Annotated in this window: 15 protein-coding genes; 4 read left to right on the top strand and 11 right to left on the bottom strand. The window is 71.0% G+C overall.

All coding sequences use genetic code 11. From position 1 onward, the window contains the following. Positions 1-16: 16 nt before the first annotated feature. From AB0H12_RS32565 to AB0H12_RS32580, 4 genes are all read right to left on the bottom strand, one after another. Positions 17-550 (bottom strand): EF-hand domain-containing protein, encoded by a 534-nt coding sequence (locus tag AB0H12_RS32565; protein ID WP_499628225.1) that lies wholly within the window; start codon positions 548-550, stop codon positions 17-19. A 70-nt stretch (positions 551-620) separates the two neighbouring features. Beyond that, positions 621-1,124, bottom strand: coding sequence for an SRPBCC family protein (locus AB0H12_RS32570; RefSeq protein ID WP_499628226.1), 504 nt, complete (start codon positions 1,122-1,124; stop codon positions 621-623). 61 nt (positions 1,125-1,185) lie between these two features. Further along, positions 1,186-1,656: a PPOX class F420-dependent oxidoreductase gene (locus tag AB0H12_RS32575; protein WP_499628227.1), complete on the bottom strand. Its 471-nt coding sequence runs from the start codon at positions 1,654-1,656 to the stop codon at positions 1,186-1,188. Beyond that, complete coding sequence (locus AB0H12_RS32580) at positions 1,653-2,510, bottom strand: SAM-dependent methyltransferase (RefSeq protein WP_499628228.1); 858 nt, start codon at positions 2,508-2,510, stop codon at positions 1,653-1,655. The genes AB0H12_RS32575 and AB0H12_RS32580 overlap by 4 nt, the downstream gene beginning before the upstream one ends. A gap of 235 nt (positions 2,511-2,745) precedes the next feature. Here AB0H12_RS32580 and AB0H12_RS32585 point away from each other — a divergent pair, with 235 nt between their 5' ends. The 4 genes from AB0H12_RS32585 (at position 2,746) to AB0H12_RS32600 (ending at position 9,550) form a co-directional block, all read left to right on the top strand. After that, entirely contained in the window at positions 2,746-3,570 is an 825-nt protein-coding gene (locus AB0H12_RS32585) for a methyltransferase domain-containing protein (protein ID WP_499628229.1), read from the top strand. Between the two features lie 46 nt (positions 3,571-3,616). Next, positions 3,617-4,447, top strand: coding sequence for an SAM-dependent methyltransferase (locus tag AB0H12_RS32590; protein ID WP_499628230.1), 831 nt, complete (start codon positions 3,617-3,619; stop codon positions 4,445-4,447). Between the two features lie 46 nt (positions 4,448-4,493). Further along, positions 4,494-7,451: an NACHT domain-containing protein gene (locus tag AB0H12_RS32595; RefSeq protein ID WP_499628231.1), complete on the top strand. Its 2,958-nt coding sequence runs from the start codon at positions 4,494-4,496 to the stop codon at positions 7,449-7,451. A gap of 284 nt (positions 7,452-7,735) precedes the next feature. Beyond that, positions 7,736-9,550, top strand: coding sequence for a tol-pal system YbgF family protein (locus AB0H12_RS32600; protein ID WP_499628232.1), 1,815 nt, complete (start codon positions 7,736-7,738; stop codon positions 9,548-9,550). 76 nt (positions 9,551-9,626) lie between these two features. On the opposite strand, the gene AB0H12_RS32605 is transcribed toward AB0H12_RS32600, so the two are convergent. From AB0H12_RS32605 to AB0H12_RS32635, 7 genes are all read right to left on the bottom strand, one after another. Beyond that, positions 9,627-11,276, bottom strand: a complete 1,650-nt coding sequence (locus AB0H12_RS32605) for a pectate lyase family protein (RefSeq protein ID WP_499628254.1) — start codon at positions 11,274-11,276, stop codon at positions 9,627-9,629. A 439-nt stretch (positions 11,277-11,715) separates the two neighbouring features. Next, on the bottom strand, positions 11,716-14,733 hold the full coding sequence (locus tag AB0H12_RS32610; RefSeq protein ID WP_499628233.1) for a hypothetical protein: 3,018 nt from the start codon (positions 14,731-14,733) through the stop codon (positions 11,716-11,718). A gap of 6 nt (positions 14,734-14,739) precedes the next feature. Further along, positions 14,740-16,824, bottom strand: coding sequence for an Hsp70 family protein (locus AB0H12_RS32615; protein ID WP_499628234.1), 2,085 nt, complete (start codon positions 16,822-16,824; stop codon positions 14,740-14,742). 55 nt (positions 16,825-16,879) lie between these two features. After that, entirely contained in the window at positions 16,880-18,529 is a 1,650-nt protein-coding gene (locus AB0H12_RS32620; protein ID WP_499628235.1) for an Hsp70 family protein, read from the bottom strand. Beyond that, complete coding sequence (gene grpE, locus AB0H12_RS32625; protein ID WP_499628236.1) at positions 18,526-19,128, bottom strand: nucleotide exchange factor GrpE; 603 nt, start codon at positions 19,126-19,128, stop codon at positions 18,526-18,528. The genes AB0H12_RS32620 and grpE overlap by 4 nt, the downstream gene beginning before the upstream one ends. Then, complete coding sequence (locus tag AB0H12_RS32630; RefSeq protein ID WP_499628237.1) at positions 19,125-19,547, bottom strand: hypothetical protein; 423 nt, start codon at positions 19,545-19,547, stop codon at positions 19,125-19,127. Before AB0H12_RS32630 ends, grpE begins: the two co-directional genes overlap by 4 nt. Positions 19,548-19,602: 55 nt before the next feature. After that, positions 19,603-20,169: a hypothetical protein gene (locus AB0H12_RS32635; RefSeq protein ID WP_499628238.1), complete on the bottom strand. Its 567-nt coding sequence runs from the start codon at positions 20,167-20,169 to the stop codon at positions 19,603-19,605. Positions 20,170-20,178: the final 9 nt, after the last annotated feature.

Raw genomic sequence — 20,178 nt, forward strand, 5'->3', positions numbered from 1 at the left:
CACCGTCCTCGACGGACTACAGGCTGCCTGCCAGTTCCGTGCCGGACGCGCTCGGGTCGTCACTGAGGTAGAACTCCTTGACCGCGGCGGCGAATTCCTTCCGGCTCACGTAGCCGTCGTGGTCGCTGTCCAGCTTGTCGAACGCGGCCGCGGACTCGCTCTCGGACATGCCGCCCTGCTTCTGCGCTTGGGCCATCTCCTCCCGGCTGATCCTGCCGTCGTTGTCCCCGTCCGCCGCGTCGAAGGCGGCCAGGGCGAAGGGCACGGCGACCTTGTCGACGAACTGCGGGTCCTCGGCGGCGGCGGCCCACTCGTCCCTGCTGATCGCCGCGTCGAAGTCCTTGTCGGTGTGCTGCTGGACGCCCGCCCACATGTCGGAGGCGAGCTTGCTGAGCTTGGCCGCTTCCGGCGAGCCCGGCGTCGCACCGAGCGCCTGACGCCACTTGTCGGCCAGCGCCGTGATGTCGCTCTTGTCGATCCGGCCGTCGTGGTCGGCGTCGATCCGCTCGAACACCTTGTCGTACTTGCGTTGCTTGAGGTCACTGGTCATCTGTTGTCTCCTCCACTCGACGCACCGCCCGTGGCGTTCGGCGCCTGGGCGGGTGCTCGGCACAGTCGGGTCAAGCCAGGTGATCCACGTGATCACCGGCCGGCCGTGGCCCGCGTGACGACGGGCCGAGCCGCTCCACGTGCTGCCGCAGTCCCTCCAGCGCCTCGCCCCAGCCGGCCGCGTGGCTCTCGCGGGAGGCCCCGGCCCGCTTGTCCTCCGGGATGTCGAGGGTGTCGAAGCCGCTCTCCACCAGCCGGACCAGGCTCCCGTCGCCCTGCGGCGCCAAGGTGAACTCGACCAGCGTGGCGTTGCGCTCGGTGGCCACCTCGCCGGGGTGCGCGCCGGCCCAGAGGTAGGCGAAGCGACGAGGCGGGTCGACCGTCTTGACCGTCGTGGGGAACTGCCCGTGCTCCCCGTGGTCGAGGTGCATGATCCCGCCGGGGCGCAGCTCGATCCGCGCCGGCGCGCCTGAGCCGAACCACCGACCGACGTGCTCCGGTTCGGTGAGGGCCGCCCACACGCGCTCCACCGGTGCGGAGATGAAGACCTCGCGCTCGATGCGGTCCGAACTCATGACCTCGTCCTTCCCCGGTGCTGGTCGTGTGGTGCTCGCGGATCGGCGTGACCGGTGGCCGTCACGGTGTGCTCACCGGCTGTGGCGCGCCTTCGGAGGTGGTGAGCCCGGCGCGGGCGACGACCTTGGTGATGTGCCCGCGCACCAGCACCTCACCGGATTGCTCGCTGTGCCTGGCGATCGCGTCGGCGTGCGCCTCGCCCAGGTACCGCGTCGCGATGCGCCGGGCCCAGGCCCGCACCTCCTCGCGCTCGTCCTCCACCCGCGCTTCCCCTTCGAGGAGGACGAACGCGAAGGGCGGCCGTTCGTCGTCCACGCAGAGGGCGAAGCTCGGCCGGTGGCGCAGCGCCCTGCCCTTGACGGTGTCCGGACCCGTGAAGAAGAGCACCTCCGGGCCGTGCACCACGAAGGAGATCGGCGCGACGTGGGGCCGGCCGTCGGCGCGGACGGTGGCCAGCTTGCCGGTGCGCGTCCCGTGGCCGATGAAGTCCCGCCACTCGGCGTCGGACATCTCGCGCATGCCGCCGCTCACGGCTTCCCCACCGGTTCGTCGGCACGGGCCGTCGTGCGGAGACGAGCGGTGATCAGGAGGTACTCCATCCCCGTCCGCACGGCCTCGTCGTAGACGTCCAGGACGCGCGCGATGTGCTCGACCGTGTCGGCGCCGTACCGCCGGGACAGCCCGTCGCGGTCCTCATCGAGGGCCTGCCTGGTCAACTCCGTGGTGCGCGAGGTGCTCGTGGTGATGTCGACGACCTCCAGGACGTCGAACCCGGCCGCGTCGAGCAGCGCCGGCAGGTCCGGTCGGGGTGGGGCCGTGACCAGCATCCGCTCGCGGAGGTCACGCCGCTGACGTTCGCTGAGCGGCCCGCACTGGGCCACGTCGGTCAGCGCCAGCCGCGATCCCGGCCGCAGCACCCGGGCCGCCTCGCGCAGCACCGCGGCCCGGTCCGGCATGTGCGGCATGCTCTCCAGCGCCCACGCGCCGTCGAAGCTGTTGTCCGGGAACGGGAGCGCGGCGGCGTCGGCGAGTTCGAAGGTGACCCGGTGTTGCAGCCCCTCCTCGCGAGCGGCGGCGGTGGCCGCGCTCACCTGGCCCGGTGCGATCGTCACCCCGACGACGTCGGCGCCGGTCGTGCGGGCGAACCGGAGGGCCGGGTGGCCGACGCCGCACCCCACGTCCAGCAGGCGCTGCCCCGCGGTGAGCGGGACGCGTTCGATCATCAGGTCGGTCAGCCGTTCCTGCGCCAGGTGCTTGTCGCTGGTGTCCTGCGGCCCGGTCCAGTAGCCGAAGTGCAGGTTGCGGCCCCAGATCAGCTCGACGAGCGCGGTGGTCCGCTCGTACATCTGCGCGACCTCGGCGTCCAGCGCGGTGGTGTCGGTCATCCCGGGGCTCCCGGTGGCGGTGGTCACACGGACGTCCTCAAGCTATCAGTTTCTCAACTGAATGGACTTGGTGTGCGGCCTGCCCGGAGGGGTGATGGAGGCATTTCACCCGCTAAGGGGACAAGTGTGTGCGGTTCACCCAACCGGCTACAAGGGACGGTGCCGGCCGGGAAGATGGATGACGTTGTAGTTAGATCCGGTGCGAGGACGTCCGCGCACCGGAAGGGGTCGGGTCGTGTCCAGCCCAGCCAGTCAGGAGACCGACGAGGTCGGCGAGATCTACGACGAGATGAGCGATCTCGTCGAGGTCTACCACGGCAACATCCACCTCGGCTACTGGACCGGTGACGACGATCCGGCCACGCTGGCCGAGGCCCTGGACCGGATGACCGACCTGGTCGCGGGCACCCTGGCGCTCGCGCCCGGGCAGCACCTCGTCGACGTGGGCTGCGGCGTGGGCGTGCCCGCGATCCGCATCGCGGCCCGGTCCGGCGTCCGGATCACGGGGATCACCAACAGCGCGTGGCACGCCGAGGAGACCGCGCGACGTGCCGCTGCCGCAGGTGTGGCCGACCTCGTGACCGCGCGGCACGCCGACGCGGAGGCGCTGCCGTTCCCGGACGGCGCTTTCGACGCCGTGCTCGCCTTCGACTCCTTGCCCAACGCGGTCGACAAAGGACAGTGGCTGAGGGAGATGACCAGGGTGCTCCGCCCCGGCGGCCGGTTCGCCGTCACCGAGTACACGGCCGAGGCGACTCTGAAGCCGGCGGACCGCGAGGTGATCGCGACGCACGCGATCTTCGACCCGCCCACCGCCCCGGCGCTGTGCGCTCTCGTGGCCGGCGCCGGGCTCGTGATCGACGAGCGTCGGGACTGGGGCGCGCGGGTCCGCCGCACCTACGACGAGGTGGCCGCGTTGTTCCGCGACCGGGGCGAGGCCCTGGCCGACGCCTACGGAGCCGAGCGGGTACGGGCGTTCGAACGCAGCCTGGCCCCGGTGTTCGAGGTCTGCCGCACCGGACTCGGCTACCTGCTGGTGGCCGGGCACAAGCCCGGATGACCGATCCGCCGATCCGGTCGCCGGTTGATTGGCTGAAAGGCACCCGATGACTACCGACTACGTTCCCAGCGGCGCCGAGGTCGTCGCGTTCTACGACAACGCCCTGCCGCTGATCGCCCGCCTGGCCGGCGACAACGTCCACTACGGGTACTGGCACTCCCGTGAGGACACCAGCACGTTGCACCAGGCCATGGACAACCTGACCGACGTGATGATCGAGCGCCTGGCGGTCGGCTCCGGTCAGCGGGTGCTCGACGTGGGGTGCGGGCTCGGTGCGCCGGCCCTGCGGCTGGCCCGGGCGACCGGGGTCGAGGTCGTGGGGATCTCGACGAGCGGGGCGATGGTCCGGGAGGCCACGTCGCGGGCGCGTGCCGCCGGCCTCGACCGGCAGGTGCGCTTCGACGTCGCCGACGCCGAGGACCTGCCGTTCCCCGACGGCTCGTTCGACGCGGCGTGGGCCATCGAGTCCCTCGTGCACATGGCCGACCGGCCGCGGGTCTTCCGGGAGGTCGGCCGAGTCCTGCGGCCGGGGGGACGGTTGACGTTGACGGACTTCTACGAGCGGATCCCGTTCACGGGCGAGCGGCTGAGGATGATCGAGGAGTACCGCCGTGCCGCGCTGAACACGCCGTTCCACCGGCTGGAGGAGTACCCCCCGATGCTGCGGGCCGCCGGCCTGCACCTGATCGAGTACCTGGACATCAGCGAGCAAACCGACCGGCACTACCCGATGCTGCTGGAACGCCTGCGCGCCCACCGCGAAGACCTGACCGCCGAGTACGGCGCCGAAACGGTCGCCGCCTTGGACTCGGTGTTCACCAACTGCGCCCGCACCGGCGAACCGCACTACATGCTGATGACCGCCCGACGGGGCTGACCTGTCGGTCGTGGGGCCGCGTGCCGGCCGTCTAGGCTTGTCGTCCGTGCGAAGAGACCCCGCCATCTCGTTCCGCGGCGCCCTGCGGATCCTCGGGCACCACGACCGCCCGTGGCTGGACCGGCTGAACGCCCTGGCGGGTGGCGCCGTGCTCGCCACCGGCTTGGTGCCCGCGGTCAGTGCGGTGTGGGGCTGGGTGGACCAGAAGAACGAGGCCGTGGGACTGCTCCGCAAGATGCTGGATTCGACGTCGAACCGGCTGGCCGGCACCGGTGGGTTGGAGCGGCACGAACTCGTGCTGGCCGCGCACACCACGATCGTGTTGACGGCGTTCTTCGAGACCCTGCGCGCGGAACTGGGGGAGGTCTACCGGGCGGCGGCGATCACGGACCCCGAGAAGGTCGTGCTGGCGGCGGGCAGGCGGCCGGACGACGACGAGCCGCTGGTCCGACACCTCTACACCACGCCGGTCCCCACGCCGTCCGCCGTGTCGGGCTTCGAGGAGGTCGCCGGCGGTGTCGTCGGGTGGGCCGCGAACCTGTACCGCTACGTGGACGACTTCCTCGCCGGGCTGGAACTGTCGTCGTACCGCCAGATCAAGGCCCTTCCGTTCGGAACGGCGGTGGCTTCGCGGTACCGGTCGCTGTTCCTGGAGTTGGCGGCGAAGGTGCCCGAGGTGGCCGTGTGGGCGGATCTGACCGAGCACGCGGCGACGAGGACGGCGATGGCGCGGCTGGAAAGCCTGCTGACCGTCGCCGAGCCCGAGCCGTCCCGCGACCTGAGGGCGATCGTGCGCAGCGTGAACAGGTCGGTCCTGGACCTGCCGGTGGTCGACGTGGACGCCGATGGTTACGGCGTCAACGCGGTGTTCCCGCCGGTGGAGAAGATCTTCACCGGTCCGCGCTACCGGATCGCGGAGGCCGACAGCGGCGCCCGGTTGGCCTCCGAGGAGTGGTGGTCGAAGGTGGAGCAGGGCAGCGATCTGGACCTGGTGCTGGCGCGGCACTTCACCAGCGATCTCTGCGCGCGGCTGCCGCTGCTGTTCCTCGGGCACCCCGGTGCCGGGAAGTCGTTGCTCACCCGGGTCCTGGCCGCACGCCTGCCGGACGAGGGCTACACCGTGGTGCGCGTGGCCCTGCGCCGGGTGGACGCCAACACCACCATCTCCAACCAGATCCAACAGGCCCTGGACCTGGACACCCACGGCCGGGTGCGGTGGCACCGACTCGTCGAGGACAGCGGTGAGGTCTTGAGGGTCGTGCTGCTCGATGGCCTGGACGAACTCCTGCAGGCCACCACCCAGGACCGCGCCGGTTACCTGCACGAGATCGCCGAGTTCCAGCGGCTGGAGGCCACGATCGGCAAGCCGGTCGCCGTCGTCGTCACCTCGCGCACGCTCGTCGCCGACCGCGTCACCGTGCCCTGGGGAACGCCCGTCGTGAAGCTGGAGGAGTTCTCCGAAGAGCAGATCGGCGCCTGGCTGGCCGTCTGGAACGAGCACAACCCCGGGCCCGCGACGCGGCCGCTGCCGCTGGAGACCGCCCTGTCCTACGGGACGCTCGCGCGCCAGCCGCTGCTGTTGCTGATGCTGGCCCTGTACTTCGGTGATCCGTCGGTTCCGCTGGACGACCAGCTGTCCGAGGCCGATCTCTACGAGCGGTTGTTCGACACCTACTCGCGCCGGGAGGTCACCAAGAAGGCGGGCAGGGTCCTACGGGGAGCGGAACTGGACGAGGCCGTGGAGGAGCAGATCCGCCGCCTGTCCACGGCCGCGCTCGGCATGTTCAACCGGGGCCGGCAGGACATCTCCGAAGCCGACCTCACCGTCGACCTCTCCGCGCTGGAGGAGACCGTGAAGGCGGGCGAGCGGGTGCTCGGCGAGTTCTTCTTCGTCCACGCGCCCGAGGCACGTGCCGGTTCGGTGCAGCGCAGCTACGAGTTCCTGCACGCCACGTTCGGGGAATACCTGGTCGCCGTGCGCGTGGTGGAGGTGCTCCGGGACGTCGCGGAGGGCGCATTCGGTCGGCGGCGTCCGCACGAGCCGGACGACGACCTGCTGCTCGCGCTGACGTCCCACCAGACGCTGGCCGTCCAACAACCCGTCATGTCGTTCGTCGGCGAGCGACTCGACGCTCTGGACGCCGGTGAACGCGAACGCGTGGCGCGCACCCTGGAAGTCCTCCTGACCGGCTACCGCCACCGCAGGCCGCCGAGGAGGTTCGACGACTACCGGCCACTGCGGCGCGATGTCGTGCGGCAGCTCGCCGCCTATTCGGCCAACCTGATGCTCCTGCTCGTCAAGGCGGTGCCCGAGGTGCCGCTGGCGAAGCTGTGGCCCCACGAACCGTTGACGCAGTGGCGCAGCACGGTCGACCTGTGGCAGGCCGGGCTCGACTCGACGGGCTACCACACCACGCTGGAGAACCTGGTGTGCGTGGACGGTGTCGTGCGTGAAGGGGTCTTCGTGGCGCTGGAGCCGGAGATCCTCCGAGCCCGGCTGCGCGTCGACTTCGAGACGGAGGACAGGCTCAGGACCGGCTTCGCGGTGCACGACGGGCTGAGCTACCTGATCGACGACGGAACCGGAGAAGGCCTCGCGCGGGAGTGGAGTCGCTACATCGCGAGTTGGCTCATCGCCGCGGAGGCCCTTCCCGGTGACATGGCACCGCCGTTCATCGACGTGCCCCGTCCGGACCTGGTCCCGCCGGACACGCTCGAGGCCGTCGCCGAACAGGCCTACCAGGTGCTGGCCCGCAAGTTCCGCGAGTGGACGCCGGAGTTCGTCGGCGCGTTCGTGGGCTGGCTGGAGACGTGGTCGCCCGTCGTGAACCACCGGATCCTGGAGCGGGCGACCAGCTACAGCCGCAGCATGTCGCTGTTCACCACTGCCGAGCTCAGCGTGAAAGCCAATCCGGGTGTGTTGCCCCCGTTCGACACGGACCGCTCGTCGAACTTCAGCGTGTACTGGCGCGGGGTCAGGGGGAACGTGTGGCACACGACGTGACCGGTCGGCCGTTGATGTCGATCACGCTTGGATGACAGGTTCGCCGCAACCGCTTCGTCACCCACAAATCGATGCACACGACGGCTGCGGTGTGGTCCCCTATTGGTCGGGTCGGGGGACACCGTTGTGGGGGGTTCGGGATGAGCGAAGACAGATCGAAGGCGCAGCCGCCGGCGGCCGATCCGCCGGACGGGGCGCCAGTGCCACAGCCTGTTGCCGAACCGGCGCCGGGTGACGCCGCGGTCGCGGAATCGCCGACGGAGTCGGCACCGGTGGAGCGGGAAGTGACGGCGGAGCAAGAAGTGGTGGTGGAGCGGGAGGCGGCGGAGGAGCCGGCCGGACCGACGACCGGTACGGCCGCCGACGAGCCGTTGGCGGAATCGGCGCCGGTCGGCTCGGGAGCACCGCAGGCGACCGAGCCGGCAGTGGCCGACCCGCCCGCCGGCGCACCGGATTCGGCTGGGCCGGCGGACGTCGGGTTGGTGGCCGCCGTCTCTTCCGAACCCTCGGCGGCCCATTCCGCCGTGGCGGCGAATCCGTGGGCGCGGCCGAACGGGCCGGAGGACCAGGTCGCGTGGGTCGATCCGACGCCGACCGACCCGATCCTGCGGATCCCGCCGACGCCGCCCGAGCCGAAGTCCACCGCCGCCGCCGTGCTGTTGAACCTGACCGGGGTCGGCGCCGGGTACTTCTACCTGCGCCGACGTTGGCAGGCGTGGACAGCGGTCGTGCTCGCGGTCGGGCTCGTCGTCGTCGCGTTCGCCACCAACGCGGCGGCCGACCCGTGGTTGTGGCGGACCCTGGCGGCGGTCTGGCTCGTGATCCTCGTCCTCGACGCGCGGCGGATCGCGGTGAAGCACCCGCCGATCGCGAACCGGCGTCCGGTGGTGATCGGGGCGATCGCGGTGGTCGCCGTGGTGGGCGCGTACATCGGGTACGGCGTGCTGGGCCGCGGCGCCTACGACGACGGGCTCGCCGCCCAGGGGCGCGGCGACTGCGCGGCGGCGACCGGCCAGTTCAAGGCGGTGACCGGGCCCTACGAGCTGACGCTCAGCTCGGACATCGCCGCGGCGAACCGCGGCCTGGCCGAGTGCGCCGACTTCACCCGTGCGGCCGACGCCGGGGACGAAGCCACCGCCGTGCAGCGCTACGGCCAGTTCCGCCGCGACCACCCGGACAGCCCGCTGACCCCGTTCGTCCACGACGAGCTCGTCGAGACCTACACGACCTGGGCCCGCGGCCTGCGCGACGAGGGCCGGCTGTCCGACTCGATCAAGGTCTACCGCGACCTGCTCTCCGAGGACGAGTCGTTCGCCCCGGAGGTCGCCGACGCCTACCTGCGGCTGGCGAAGCAGTTCATGGCCGAACAGCCCGTCGGCGCCAGCGGGGCGGCCACCGCCCTGGAGGCGATCGCCGACGACTTCGCCGACACGCCGTCCGCCAAGGAGGTGCCCGCGGCGTTCGACGCGCTCTACGCGGCGGCCACCGCGCCGCTCGCCGCCGGCCAGCCGTGCAAGGTGGTGGACGTCCTCGCCTTCTTCGCGGGCCTGAACAACAAGGTCGCGGCGAAGGTGGCGGGCGAGGCGAAGAACCAGTACCCGCGCGCCATGCTCGACTGCGGGCTGAGCGAGCTGCGCGACGGCCAGGCGGAAACCGCGGTCGGCACGCTGGACCGGTTCATCAGGACCTTCCCCGAGCACGGTGACCTGCCGCAGGCCAAGTCGGCGCGCATCGCCGCCAAGGTGGCCATCGGCACCGGCGCGCGGGTGCCGGTGCCCGCACCCCTCGGCGCGGGCGGCCCGATCACGATCACCTTCTACAACACCGTGAACGCCTCGATCGACATCAAGTTGGCGGGCTCCACGGCGCACGAGTTCACCTTGCCGCCGTGCGCGACCTGCCCGGAGTACCACGCGCCCGGCACCGGGGCGGCCGCCTGCGACTCGCCCGTCGGGCGGCCCTTGTTCGCCGTCGGACTGGGGGCGGGGACCCACCACGTGCTCGCGACCTTCGACGACAGCGGGGACCTGGCCAAGCAGTTCGACGTCCAGGCCGGCGGGTTCGACCTGTACTGCCTGTACGTGGAGCGCAACAACTGACGAGAAGGCGGCTACCGGGCGGGTGTCGCTCGGTAGCCGCCTTCTGCGTCGGCACGTCGGTGCGGGTGGTGGGCCGCTAGCAGCTGCCGTTCGACTCGTTCAGGCCGGTGTTGGCGCCCGCCGTGCGGCTGACGATGTTCGGCACGCAGGTGGCCTGGTCGAGCGTGTAGCTGTAGGGGATGCTGACGGTGGTGGTGGACTTGACGTCGGGGCCCGCGGGCTTGTGGTCGCTGCTGGGGGCCGACCAGGTCACGTTGTCGAAGATGTTGCCGCTGACCTGCCAGTAGCCGGCCTCGGTGGTGTAGAAGGTGCCGAGGACGTCACGGGAGTTCTTGAAGTAGTTGTTGTCCACCTTGGCCTTGGCTCCGACGCGCGAGTTGATGCCGGACTCGTTGAGGCTCACGTAGTGGTTGTTGTACATGTGGGCGACGCCGCCCCGCAGCAAGGGCGCGCGGGAGTCGATGTTCTCGTACAGGTTGTGGTGGTAGGTCACGAACCCGTTCGAGACGTCGCTCTCGCTGGACCCGATCAGCCCGCCGCGGCCGGAGTTGCGCAGGGTGCTGTAGGACAGGGTCACGTACTGGGTGTTGTCCTTCATGTCGAACAGGCCGTCGTAGCCTTCCGACTCGCCACCGGACGCCAGCAGGTTGACGTGGTCGACCCAGACGTTGCGGACGTTGCTCTCCATGCCGATGGCGTCGCCGCCGTTCGACGTGGGCGAGCCGGACTTCTTGACGTTCCGGATCGTCACGTTGCGGATGATGATGTTGCGGGATTCGCGGATGTGGATGCCCAGTTGGTCGAAGACGGCTCCACTGCCCACACCGATGATCGTGACGTTGCTGATCCGCTTGAGCTCGATCACGCCGGCGGCGGTCTCGCAGCTGTTGCCCGAGACCTTGGCGGTGTTGCCGTGGTTGATCGTGCCCGAGACCTCGATGACGATCGGCGTGCTGCTGCCGGCCCGGCTGCACAGGGCCTGGTGGATCTGGGTGCCGGTGGTGGCCCGGACCGTCGCACCGCCCTGGCCGCCGGTGGTCCCGCCGTTCTGGGACGCGAAGCCGGTCGCGGTGCCCGTGGGCGGGTTCGACGTCGTGGTGGTGGTCGTGGTGGAGGTGGACGTCGAGGTGGACGTGGAGGTTGACGTAGACGTGGACGTCGAGGTGTCTGTGGGTTGTCCGGTGCACGCCACGCCGTTGAGCGTGAAGGAGGTGGGCGTGGGGTTGGAGCCGCTCCACGACCCGGTGAAGCCCGGCGTGACCGACGCGCCCGTCGCCAGCGAGCCGTTCCAGGAGGCGTTGCGCACCGTCACCGCGCTGCCCGACTGGGAGAACTCACCGCCCCACAGCTGCGTGACCTTCTGACCGGCCGCGAACGACCACGCCAGCGTCCAATTCGACACCGGGTCACCCAGGTTGGTCACCGTGACGTTGGCGCCGAAACCGCCGTCCCACTGGTTGGTCACGCTGTAGTCGACGCGACATCCGGCCGCCGCATTGGCATTGGTGCCGGCCGCCACCACCAAACCTCCGGTCAAGGCTGCGACCGACAGGGCCGCGGCAATGCCGGCGGCTCGACTTCTCGTTCGTTTGCCAATGCGCAGATTCATGCGTCGCCTCCTTGCGAACAGCACTCCCGGACCGCAGTTCCCGCAGACACCAACCGGCGCGCCGACCAGCGGTTTCGGCGCGGGGGAGCGGCGTCTGGGAACGCTCCCAGCGAGCATTGCGCAACTTTGTGGAGCAGGCAACAAAATTCACGTCGGTGAACTTCCGGGGCCGATCCGGGGAGGAGGGCAGTGCCTTACGATGCACACTTCTCGGCGGCGGTCCACCGATTCATGCACGTGAACAAAAGACGTGCGGGGCGCGGGTCGCGTGATTTCTACCAACGCTTCGGGTCCGGCTCTGCGGCTCCAGTGCACGTACTGCTGCCGCCTGACGCGAGCCAGGCCGCCCGGTAGTTGAGGACCGACTCCGGTGTTGAATCCTCGTAGCCGAATTCGACGCCGCAGCACGCACAGATGTCGAACGAGGCCGTCGCGCCGTCTTCGCCCCAGGGAGGCTCGTCTTGGGGCGACCCGCATACGCGGCACCGGTAAAGCTCACTGGACATCGTGATCATCCTGGTCGAGGTTTGGCGTGGTCCACCAACCGCCGTCGACTTCACATCGGGTCGAGGCGGACGGTGGACGGGGTGGTGGTGGCGACGAAGAGGCGGTACCGGGAGTCGGGTCGGGTGGTCTTCGGCAAGGGGACCGTGTGCCTGTCGACCAGGCGGAACGGGGGCACGGAGGTGACCAGCTCGCCATCGTCGACGGTGTGCGGGAGTCGGTCGGGGTGGGCGCGAAGGGTGAGGGCGGGCAGGTCGAGCGGGGTGTCGGCGCGCAGCACCAGCTCCAGTCGGCGGCGGCCACCCGGGCGGACCTCGTAGCCGATGTGCGCGGTCGGGCGGACCGCCTGGGCCGGGACGCCGGAACCGATGAACGGCAAGCCTTCGTGGTCGACCGCGGACGCGAGCACGACGGACACGTGCGCGCTCGACCCCGCCGGGATCTCGCAGCCGCCGAAGCTGTCCCCTGGGTGCCTGCCGACCAACACCTGCCGTGCGGCGACCGTGGGATCGACCGGCGGCTGGTCGGAGAGCTCGTAGCCGACGAGGACCCTGGTGCCGTCCTCCGGCCACGTCCAGCCGACCCGCACCGCCGGGCCGACGTGCTCGACGTGGAGGCCGGTCGGTTCCGCGACCCTCGCGTAGTGACGCGGCCTGCCGACGTGACCCGTGCCGTTCACGATCACGACCGGCAGGTACGAGCAGAGCACGAGACCCTTGTCGATCCAGGCGTCGTTGACCGGTGAGGGTCCGTGGAGCACCCGGCCCGCGTGGTAGAGGTCGGCCTCGGGGACCCGGTCGCCCTCGCGAAGCGTGCCCGTGCCGCGCACCCGGACGACCTTGACGACGCCCTGGCCGGGCGGTGGCCAGCGGAGCTGGGTGGTGTGCTCGGCCAGGCTCAGCTCGGTGCTGATCCGCACGACGGTCAGCGGGCCGGCCGGCGCGGGCCGGCCCGCCGGGGTGACCTCCCGCGAGTGGCCTGACGACCAGACGAGCCCGCCCGCGGGACCCGGGTACGCGACGCGAACCGTGTACCGGTACCGACCGCCGTTGCGGACGTCCGTGTCGGTCAGCCTGCCGGGCGCGGTGATCGCCAGGACGACCGGCGCGTCGTGCTCGGCCCCGACCTCGGCCCGGGACACCTCGACCCGGACGGCGGTGTCCGGCACGTGCCAGGTCAACGTGACCTCGCCGTCGTCGGTGTCGGCCTCGACGGTCGCCTCGGAGGTGATGACGACCGGCGCCGTCACGACCGGCGCGGAGTACGTGCCGGACCGCTCGGTGAACACCGCGTAGCGCAACGGCACGCCGGGGAGGCCGGCCGCGGCGGCGTCCCGGAATCCCGTCGTGGTCGTCCGGCCGAGGCGGGCGGGGCCGGGGGCTTCGTCGGGGCGTTCCGGCACCCGGTCGCCGGTGATGCGGACGACGACGTAGGCGATGTCCAGGTCGGGCGACGCGGGCCAGGTCAGCCGGACGCCGGCGGCCGGGTCGCTGACGGCGGCCCTCGGTCGTCCCGGTGGGTCCGGCGGGATCCGGTCGAGCTCGTTGCGCGCGGCCGACAGGTCGGCGCAGAGGTCGAGCGCGGCGGCGTACAGCTCGGCCCGGCGCGAGTTCGGCGTCTCCGGCCGCCTGGCCCGCAGGTACAGCTCGGTGGCCTTGTCGATCTCGGTCTTCGCCCGTTCGAGGAGCGCGTCACGGCGGGGAAACCCCTCCGGCGCGGCCCGGAGCTCGCGGACGGCGGCGACGTAGCGGCGCCCGTCGACCAGCTTCTGGATGCGCGCCACCGCTTCGCTGATCGACAGCAAGGTGGTGTCCACCGCGCCCTTGAACTCGCGGATCTCCCGGGCCAGCGGGTCGGTCCGGTCGGCCGGCACCGCCCAGATCCTCGCGGCCCGGTCGATGCGGAGCCTCGCCTGTTCCAGGTCGCGCTCCCTCAGCGCGCTCTTCGCCTCCGTGATGAGTTCCTCCACCAGGTACCGCTGGCCGATCGGGAAACCGCAACGGCGGCAACCGAGGCCGTAGGCCGGATCGACGGCGCCGCAGCTCGGGCACGGCTCGCGCAGCAGCAGGCCGCACGTCTTGCACGCGGCCCCGGTCTCGTCGTTCAGGTCCGCGCACCTGGGGCACTGGACGCGGCTGCGCAGTTGCCGCTCGGACTCCGCGGCGGGCAGCTCGACGGCCCAGCCGAGCTTGCCGAAGTGGGCCACGAACTGGCGCTTCGCCAGCACGAGGTCGTCGACGCCGCCGAGCCGCGCCTCTTCGAGGTACAGCTCGAACTGCCGGGCGCTCACCGACTCGGCGACCTTCAAGGTGGTCTCGAACCGCTTGATGATCGCTTGCAGCGTCACCACCTTCATCGAGAAGTCGTGCTGTTCGCGCTTTTCCTCGGACGCGAACACGGACTTGGCGAAGACAGCGAGGCGTTCCCGCGTCGGGAGCGTCGGGTCGGACTTGTCCTTGATGCGGTGCGTCCGCGCCCAGAGCTCCTGTGCGGCGTCGCGCAGTTGCGACAACGGCGACGTGTTGGTGATGGACTCGTCGACCCCTCGGAGCAACTCGTAGAGGCTGATCTCGCCGACCTCCGCGAGTTGGCTGCTCAAGCGGCTCTCGTCCTCCGGCGGGAGCCGCGCGCTCGTCGTCCCGGTGCTCGCGCTGCGCTTCTCGGCTCGCTCGACCTGGCCGGCCAGCGCCTGGTCGGCCGCCAGGACGTCGGCGAACTCCGCCCGCAGGCCGGCCGCCTCCTCGGCGAGCAGGTAGCCCTTGGCCAGCATGAGCGACAGCCGTCTGCCCACCTCGCGGCGGCGGTCCTCGAGTGCGGCGAGCTCGTGCCGGATGGCCAGCTCGCGTTCTGCCTTGCGCCGTTCGGCGCTCGACATGACCTCGTCGATCTCGGAGAACAGCGTCAGGTGGTACTTCGCGTCCTGCGCCTTCTTCCGGGGGAAACCGTTCTGCGCGGCCGTCGACCACTCGTTGCGGTGCTTGGCCAGCACGCGCACGTACAGCGCCTGGTCCCAGGGCGCGTTGGGGTCCAGCCCGAGCAGGGCGAAGAAGTTCGGGCGGTCCTTGGCCACCGGAGGTCACCCGGCGCCGGAGAGCCGGTAGCCCGACGAGCCGCTCTCGGTGATCTCGCGGGCGATCGTGCCGAACACCGTGGAGAGCTGCCCCAGGTTGGTGAACATGGCCTGCTCGGTCGAGGACGCGATCTTCCTGAGGAACTTCTGGTCGGCCGAGCCGAAGCCGACCGCGATGATCTCGATACCGTCGCGGTGGCACTCGTGCGCTCGTTGGACGGCTCCGCTCTGGTTGTACCAGACGCCGTCCGCGAGGACGACGCCGAACCTGCGACCCTCCACGCCGGCGAGCAACTGGCGCAGCTCCCGGAACGGGTCGGTCGCGTTGCCGACCCCGGTGCTGCCGACGGTGAGCCGCCCGATGGCGCGCTCGACGTCGGCGGCGTTGTGGGTGGCGGGCAGGCTGACGGCCACCCGGTCGGAGAACGAGACGATGCCGACGTCCGTGGTCGTCAGGTCGAGTTGCGTCAAGAACGCCCGCGCGGCTCCCTGCGCGGCGGCCAGCGGCGCGCCGGCCATGCTGCCGGAGAGGTCGAACGCGAGGTAGATCGTCAGGGGTTCGCGGACGGTGACCCGCACGGGTGGTTGCAGGAAGCGCTGCGGAACGTCCTCCGGCAGGTCGGCGACCTCGACGTGCAACGCGGCGCCGCTGGACCGGTCGGTCGCGGTCACCCCGACCATGGCGTTGTCGTCGTAGGCGTAGGCGATGTCGACCACCGTCCGGCCCCGGCTCCCCTTGGGGAACCCGGTGACCAGGTACCGGCCGAGGTAGGCGCAGGGCGCCGGGTCGTCCGTCTCGCCCTGGGTCAGGAAGACCTCGAGGAGGTCGCTGCCGTCGCCCTTCACGTGGAACTGGTACGGCCGCGTCTCGACGCACGGGATCGTCCGGTTCCTCGGCAGCAGCACGCTGTTGACGTAGCGGTCGCCCGTCGCGTTCTCGGCGATCATGCCGAGGCTGTGCGCGACGGTGCCGACGATCCGCCGCGGCGCGGACAGCCGGAGGATGGGCTCGACGTCACCCGGTCCGTCGAGCTTCAACCCGGCCTCTTGCTCGAGCAGGATCGCGGCCTGGGCGGCGGCGCCGAGGGCGACGGCCTGGTCGGGGTGGACACCGCCCATCGGCGGTCTCCCGGACATCGCCTCGATCCAGTCGCGCACCATCGGCATCCGGGTCGAGCCGCCGACCGGCAGCACGCCGTCGATGTCGGCCCAGGCCAGCCCGGTTTCCTCCAGCACCTTCTCGGTGAGCTGCGCGGTCGACTGCAACAGGTCGCGGCAGGCCGCCTCGAACTCCTCGCGGGTCACCACGCAGCGCAGGGTCCGATCGCCGATGACCAGCCGGACCTCGGCGGCACGGCGCGCGGACAGCATCCGCTTGAGGTCCTCCACGGCGACGAGGAGCGGCCCGGGGTGCGCCTCGATCGTCGCCGCCTCGTCGGGGTACTTGTCGAGGATGATGGTGGCCAGCCGCTCGTCCCAGTCGCGTCCGCCGAGTTCGTGGTCCCCCTCGGTGGACCGCACCGTGATCCCCTCGGCGTCGATGTCGACCAACGAGATGTCGAACGTGCCGCCGCCCAGGTCGTACACCAGCACGCGCCGCGAGTGCGGTCCCGGTCGCAGCCCGTAGGCCAGCGCCGCCGCGGTCGGCTCGCTGATGATGCGCGGGACCTCCAGCCCGGCGAGCCTGCCCGCCTCGATGGTGGCCGAGCGCTGGGGATGGGTGAAGTAGTCGGGGACCGTCACCACGGCGCGGGTCACCGGCACGCCCAGTGCGGCCTCGGCCTGCGCCTTCAAGTGGCCGAGCACCAGGGCGGACAGCTCGGTCGCGCTCCACTGACGACCGCCGAGGGACAACCGGAACGAGGCGTTGCCCATCGACCGCTTGAACAGGTGCGCGACCTCGGGCGCGTCGGCGGCCAGGTCGGCCTTGGCCGAGACGCCCACGACCGGGGCGCCGTCGGCGAAGCTCACCACCGACGCGGTGAGCGGTTCTCCCGCCGCGTCGGGGATGATCTCGGGGTCGCCGTCCCGGTTCACCCACGCCACCGCGGAGTACGTGGTGCCGAGGTCGATACCGACAGCCGGTGTCATCCTGTCCGCCTCCCTCGGCCCGGCGCCCGAACCGTCGCGGTCGTCGACCCGGGCATCAGCTGATGATCCGGATGCTCTTGGCGTGCTCGACCGCGTCGTTCAGCTCGTCGGCGGACAGGGCGCGGTTGGTCTCGATGACGGCGTTCACCTCCGCGCCTCCCGTCGCCATGTCACGACCGGTGATCTGCAGCCGGCCCTGCCCGTTGATGCTGAAGCGCACCTCGACCGGCGAGTTCTCGGGCAGGTCCGCGACGAGCTTCAACTCGGCGCGGCCGACCTCCTCGGCGGTGTCGAAGTCCTCGACGATCCTGTCCCGGACCGTGTTCTCGAAGATGCGCAGCTCCACCTCGCCCATGCCGGCCTTCCGGGTGCCGAAGACCTTCGTGGCCTCGACGGGCAACGTCTCCTGGGCGCGGACGAGGTTGAAGATGACCGGCTTGTCGTCCTTGGTCAGGGAACGGACGCCGAAGCTGTGGCTCAGCACGTTCTTGACCACCATGCCGTCGAGGTGGCGCACGGTGTCCAGGCGCAGGCCGAGCTCGGACGCGACCAGCTCCTCGGCGGCCTCGCGCGTCGAGGTCCCGTGGCGCGCCGGGTCCTGGTCGAGTTCGGCGGTCACCTCGCGGAGGCGGTCGCCGACGGCCAGCTTCTGCCCGTAGATCGCCGCGCCCTTGGCGACCGCCTGGTCGGGGTCGACCATGGTCACCTCGATGTCGAACTCCTCCTTCAGCCGCTCGGTGACCTGCACCATCCTGGTCGAGCCGCCGACCAGCAGGATGCGGTCGACCTTCGGGTGGCCGAGCTCGCGCGCGGTGTCCATCACCCTCTTCGTGAGCATCACCGTCGTGTCCAGCAGGTCGCGGGTGAGCTCGTCGAACTTCTCCCGGTTCAGGCTGACCGCGAGCTGCTGGTTGTCGTGGACGACCCGCATCCGGGTCTCGCTCTTGGCGCTCAGCGCCCGCTTGCCCATCTCCGCCTGCTGCCACAGGTCCTGCAAGGTCTCCGGCGAGTCCAGCGGGTCACTGGTGCTGCCGTGCTCGGCCTGCCACTGCTCGGCGAGGTACTGGACGACCCGCTCGTCCCAGTTCCGGCCGCCGAGCTCGTGCGCCCCGTCGGTCGCCACCACCGTGATGGCGCCGACCTCGATCTTGATCACGGTCACGTCGAAGGTGCCGCCGCCGAGGTCGTAGACGAGGACGACCTGGTCGGTCCGGTCCTGCATGCCGTAGCTGATCGCGGCGGCGGTCGGCTCGTTGATGATCTCCAGGACGTCGAGCCCGGCGATCCTCCCGGCGTTCGCGGTCGCGTCCCGCTGGACCACGCCGAAGTACGCCGGGCAGGTGATGACCACCTTGTGCGGCCGAACGGTGTCGTGCCGTTCCGCGTCGTCGACGACCTTGCGCAGGATGTAGGAGGAGATCTCCTCCGGGGAGTACTCCCGGCCGAAGAACTCCCGCCGCCACTCGCCGTGGCCGATCTGCCGCTTGATCATCTCCACCACGCGGCCCGCGTCGAGCATCGCGGTGCTCTTCGCCTCCCGGCCGACCACCCGCGTGTCCGCGTCCTCGAACAGGACCACCGAGGGCGTGGTGAGGTCGCCCTCGGCGTTCGGGGTGATCATGGGACGGCCGGAGAGCGGGTCGACGTGCGCGATGCACGTGTACGTCGTCCCGAGGTCGATTCCGTACACCGGTGTCTCGGTCAACTCGACGCTCCTTCTTCAGCGCTCGTCCGGGTGTCTTCCAGTGGGGCTGCCGGCGTCGTCTCCGCGGCCGGGTCGGCCGACCCGGGGTTCACGGGCTCGGCCGCGGCGCCCTGGACCGCGGCGTAGACCTTCACCCATTCCGGCCGCAGCACCTTGTCCTGCCAGGAGAAGCCGGTGCGGGACCGCTCGGCGACGTGCCGGTCGAGACCGGGGTCCGCGGTCTCCACGACGCTGATGACCTTCTGCCGGGCCCGGTCCACCTCGGGCCCCTCGACGGTGAACGCCTCGACCCCGTTGCGCGCCAGCGTCTGCTCGACGGTCTCCCGGACGAACAGCAGCGCCTCGACGGTCGCCGGGTCGCGTCCCGGCGCACCGGTCAGCTTGGTGAGGTCGTCGTACATCGTCACGAGGTCGAGCAGGACCGTCCGCAGCTGGGCCTGGACCAGGCCCTGGCGGTGGGCGGTCAGCTCCTCGCTCATCGCGTCGAAGACCCGCTCCCTGGCCTCGTCGTAGCGGATCTTCGCGTCGAACGCGGTCTGCAGTCGCCGGATCTCCGCCAGCACCACGTCCGTCGCGTCCTGCGCCTCCGGCGAGTTCATCGGGTGATCTGGGTGATCTGGGCGTCGTCGCCGGTGGAGACGACGCTGTCGGTGATCGCCTCGGCCGCCACCGCCCGGGTCCCGGACGCGGTGACGGTGGCGCCCGCGCCCTTGAGGACGTCCGAGATCTCGGCGCGGAGCTCCTCGTCCTCGGCGAGGAGCTTGCGGATCTGGAGCCGCAGCGCCCCCTGCCGGTCCGGGTCCTCCGTGTCCTCGGCCAGGTCGAGGACGGCCGCTTCCAGGGCGGGCGCGGACTGCTCCTTCCCCAGCAGCCGGCGCAGCAGGGAACCGCCCGTCCGGACGGTCGCGTCGGCGGACTGCTCCTGCAACTTCGTCAGCACCGCGCTGCCGTAGGCGCCGGCCGCGGCGGTCACGTAGGGCACCACGGCGTTCGCCAGCTCGGCGATCTCCGCACTCATGTCGACTACCTCCAACGACGGATTGTGTTGTGTTTTCCCGTGGACGTGCTGACCGTCAGACCTTGAACAGGTAGACGTCCATGCTCAACGCGTCCGGTGAGCCCAGGCTGATGAACGACCGGTACACGGTCGAGTCGAAGACGAAGCCCTGTGCGCCCAGCTCGCCGAGCACACCGTTGACCCGGTCGGCGATCGCCAGGCCACGCGTGACGTTGGCGCCCTGGCTCGACCCGCCGGTGCCACCGAAGGTCATCACCAGGCCGGCCCGGCGTCCCGCGAGCCGCGGGTCCGCTCGGACGCGGTCGCGCAACGCCTGCGCCGTCCCCGCGTCGCCACCCAGGAGGGCCGCCGCGTCGATCGGCATCTCGAGCTTGACCGGCTCGAGTTCGAGCGCGGGCCCGGTGGGCCGGCTCGGCGTGGTCGTGGTCGTGGTGGGTGGCGTCGTGGTGGTCGTGGTCGGTTCGGCCTGGGCGCCCGGGGGCTGCGGCGGCGCGGCGGTCACGGCCACGATGAACGCCAGCGCGAGCGCCAGCATGAGGTCGGCGAAGAGCCAGCCGATCGAGCCGAAGACGGCGTTGCCCGGATCGCGTTCCGCGCGACGCCTACCGGTCGAGTTCCGCACGCCGGCTCA

Source organism: Actinosynnema sp. NPDC023794, assembly GCF_040639675.1.
Lineage (GTDB): Bacteria > Actinomycetota > Actinomycetes > Mycobacteriales > Pseudonocardiaceae > Actinosynnema > Actinosynnema luteola.

Bases quoted from the DNA above. Each gene is read 5' to 3' on its own strand.
- AB0H12_RS32580 (WP_499628228.1), bottom strand. From the start codon at position 2,510: ATGACCGACACCACCGCGCTGGACGCCGAGGTCGCGCAGATGTACGAG.
- AB0H12_RS32570 (WP_499628226.1), bottom strand. From the start codon at position 1,124: ATGAGTTCGGACCGCATCGAGCGCGAGGTCTTCATCTCCGCACCGGTG.
- AB0H12_RS32615 (WP_499628234.1), bottom strand. From the start codon at position 16,824: ATGACACCGGCTGTCGGTATCGACCTCGGCACCACGTACTCCGCGGTG.
- grpE (WP_499628236.1), bottom strand. From the start codon at position 19,128: ATGAACTCGCCGGAGGCGCAGGACGCGACGGACGTGGTGCTGGCGGAG.
- AB0H12_RS32605 (WP_499628254.1), bottom strand. From the start codon at position 11,276: ATGCTCGCTGGGAGCGTTCCCAGACGCCGCTCCCCCGCGCCGAAACCG.
- AB0H12_RS32565 (WP_499628225.1), bottom strand. From the start codon at position 550: ATGACCAGTGACCTCAAGCAACGCAAGTACGACAAGGTGTTCGAGCGG.
- AB0H12_RS32630 (WP_499628237.1), bottom strand. From the start codon at position 19,547: ATGAGTGCGGAGATCGCCGAGCTGGCGAACGCCGTGGTGCCCTACGTG.
- AB0H12_RS32590 (WP_499628230.1), top strand. From the start codon at position 3,617: ATGACTACCGACTACGTTCCCAGCGGCGCCGAGGTCGTCGCGTTCTAC.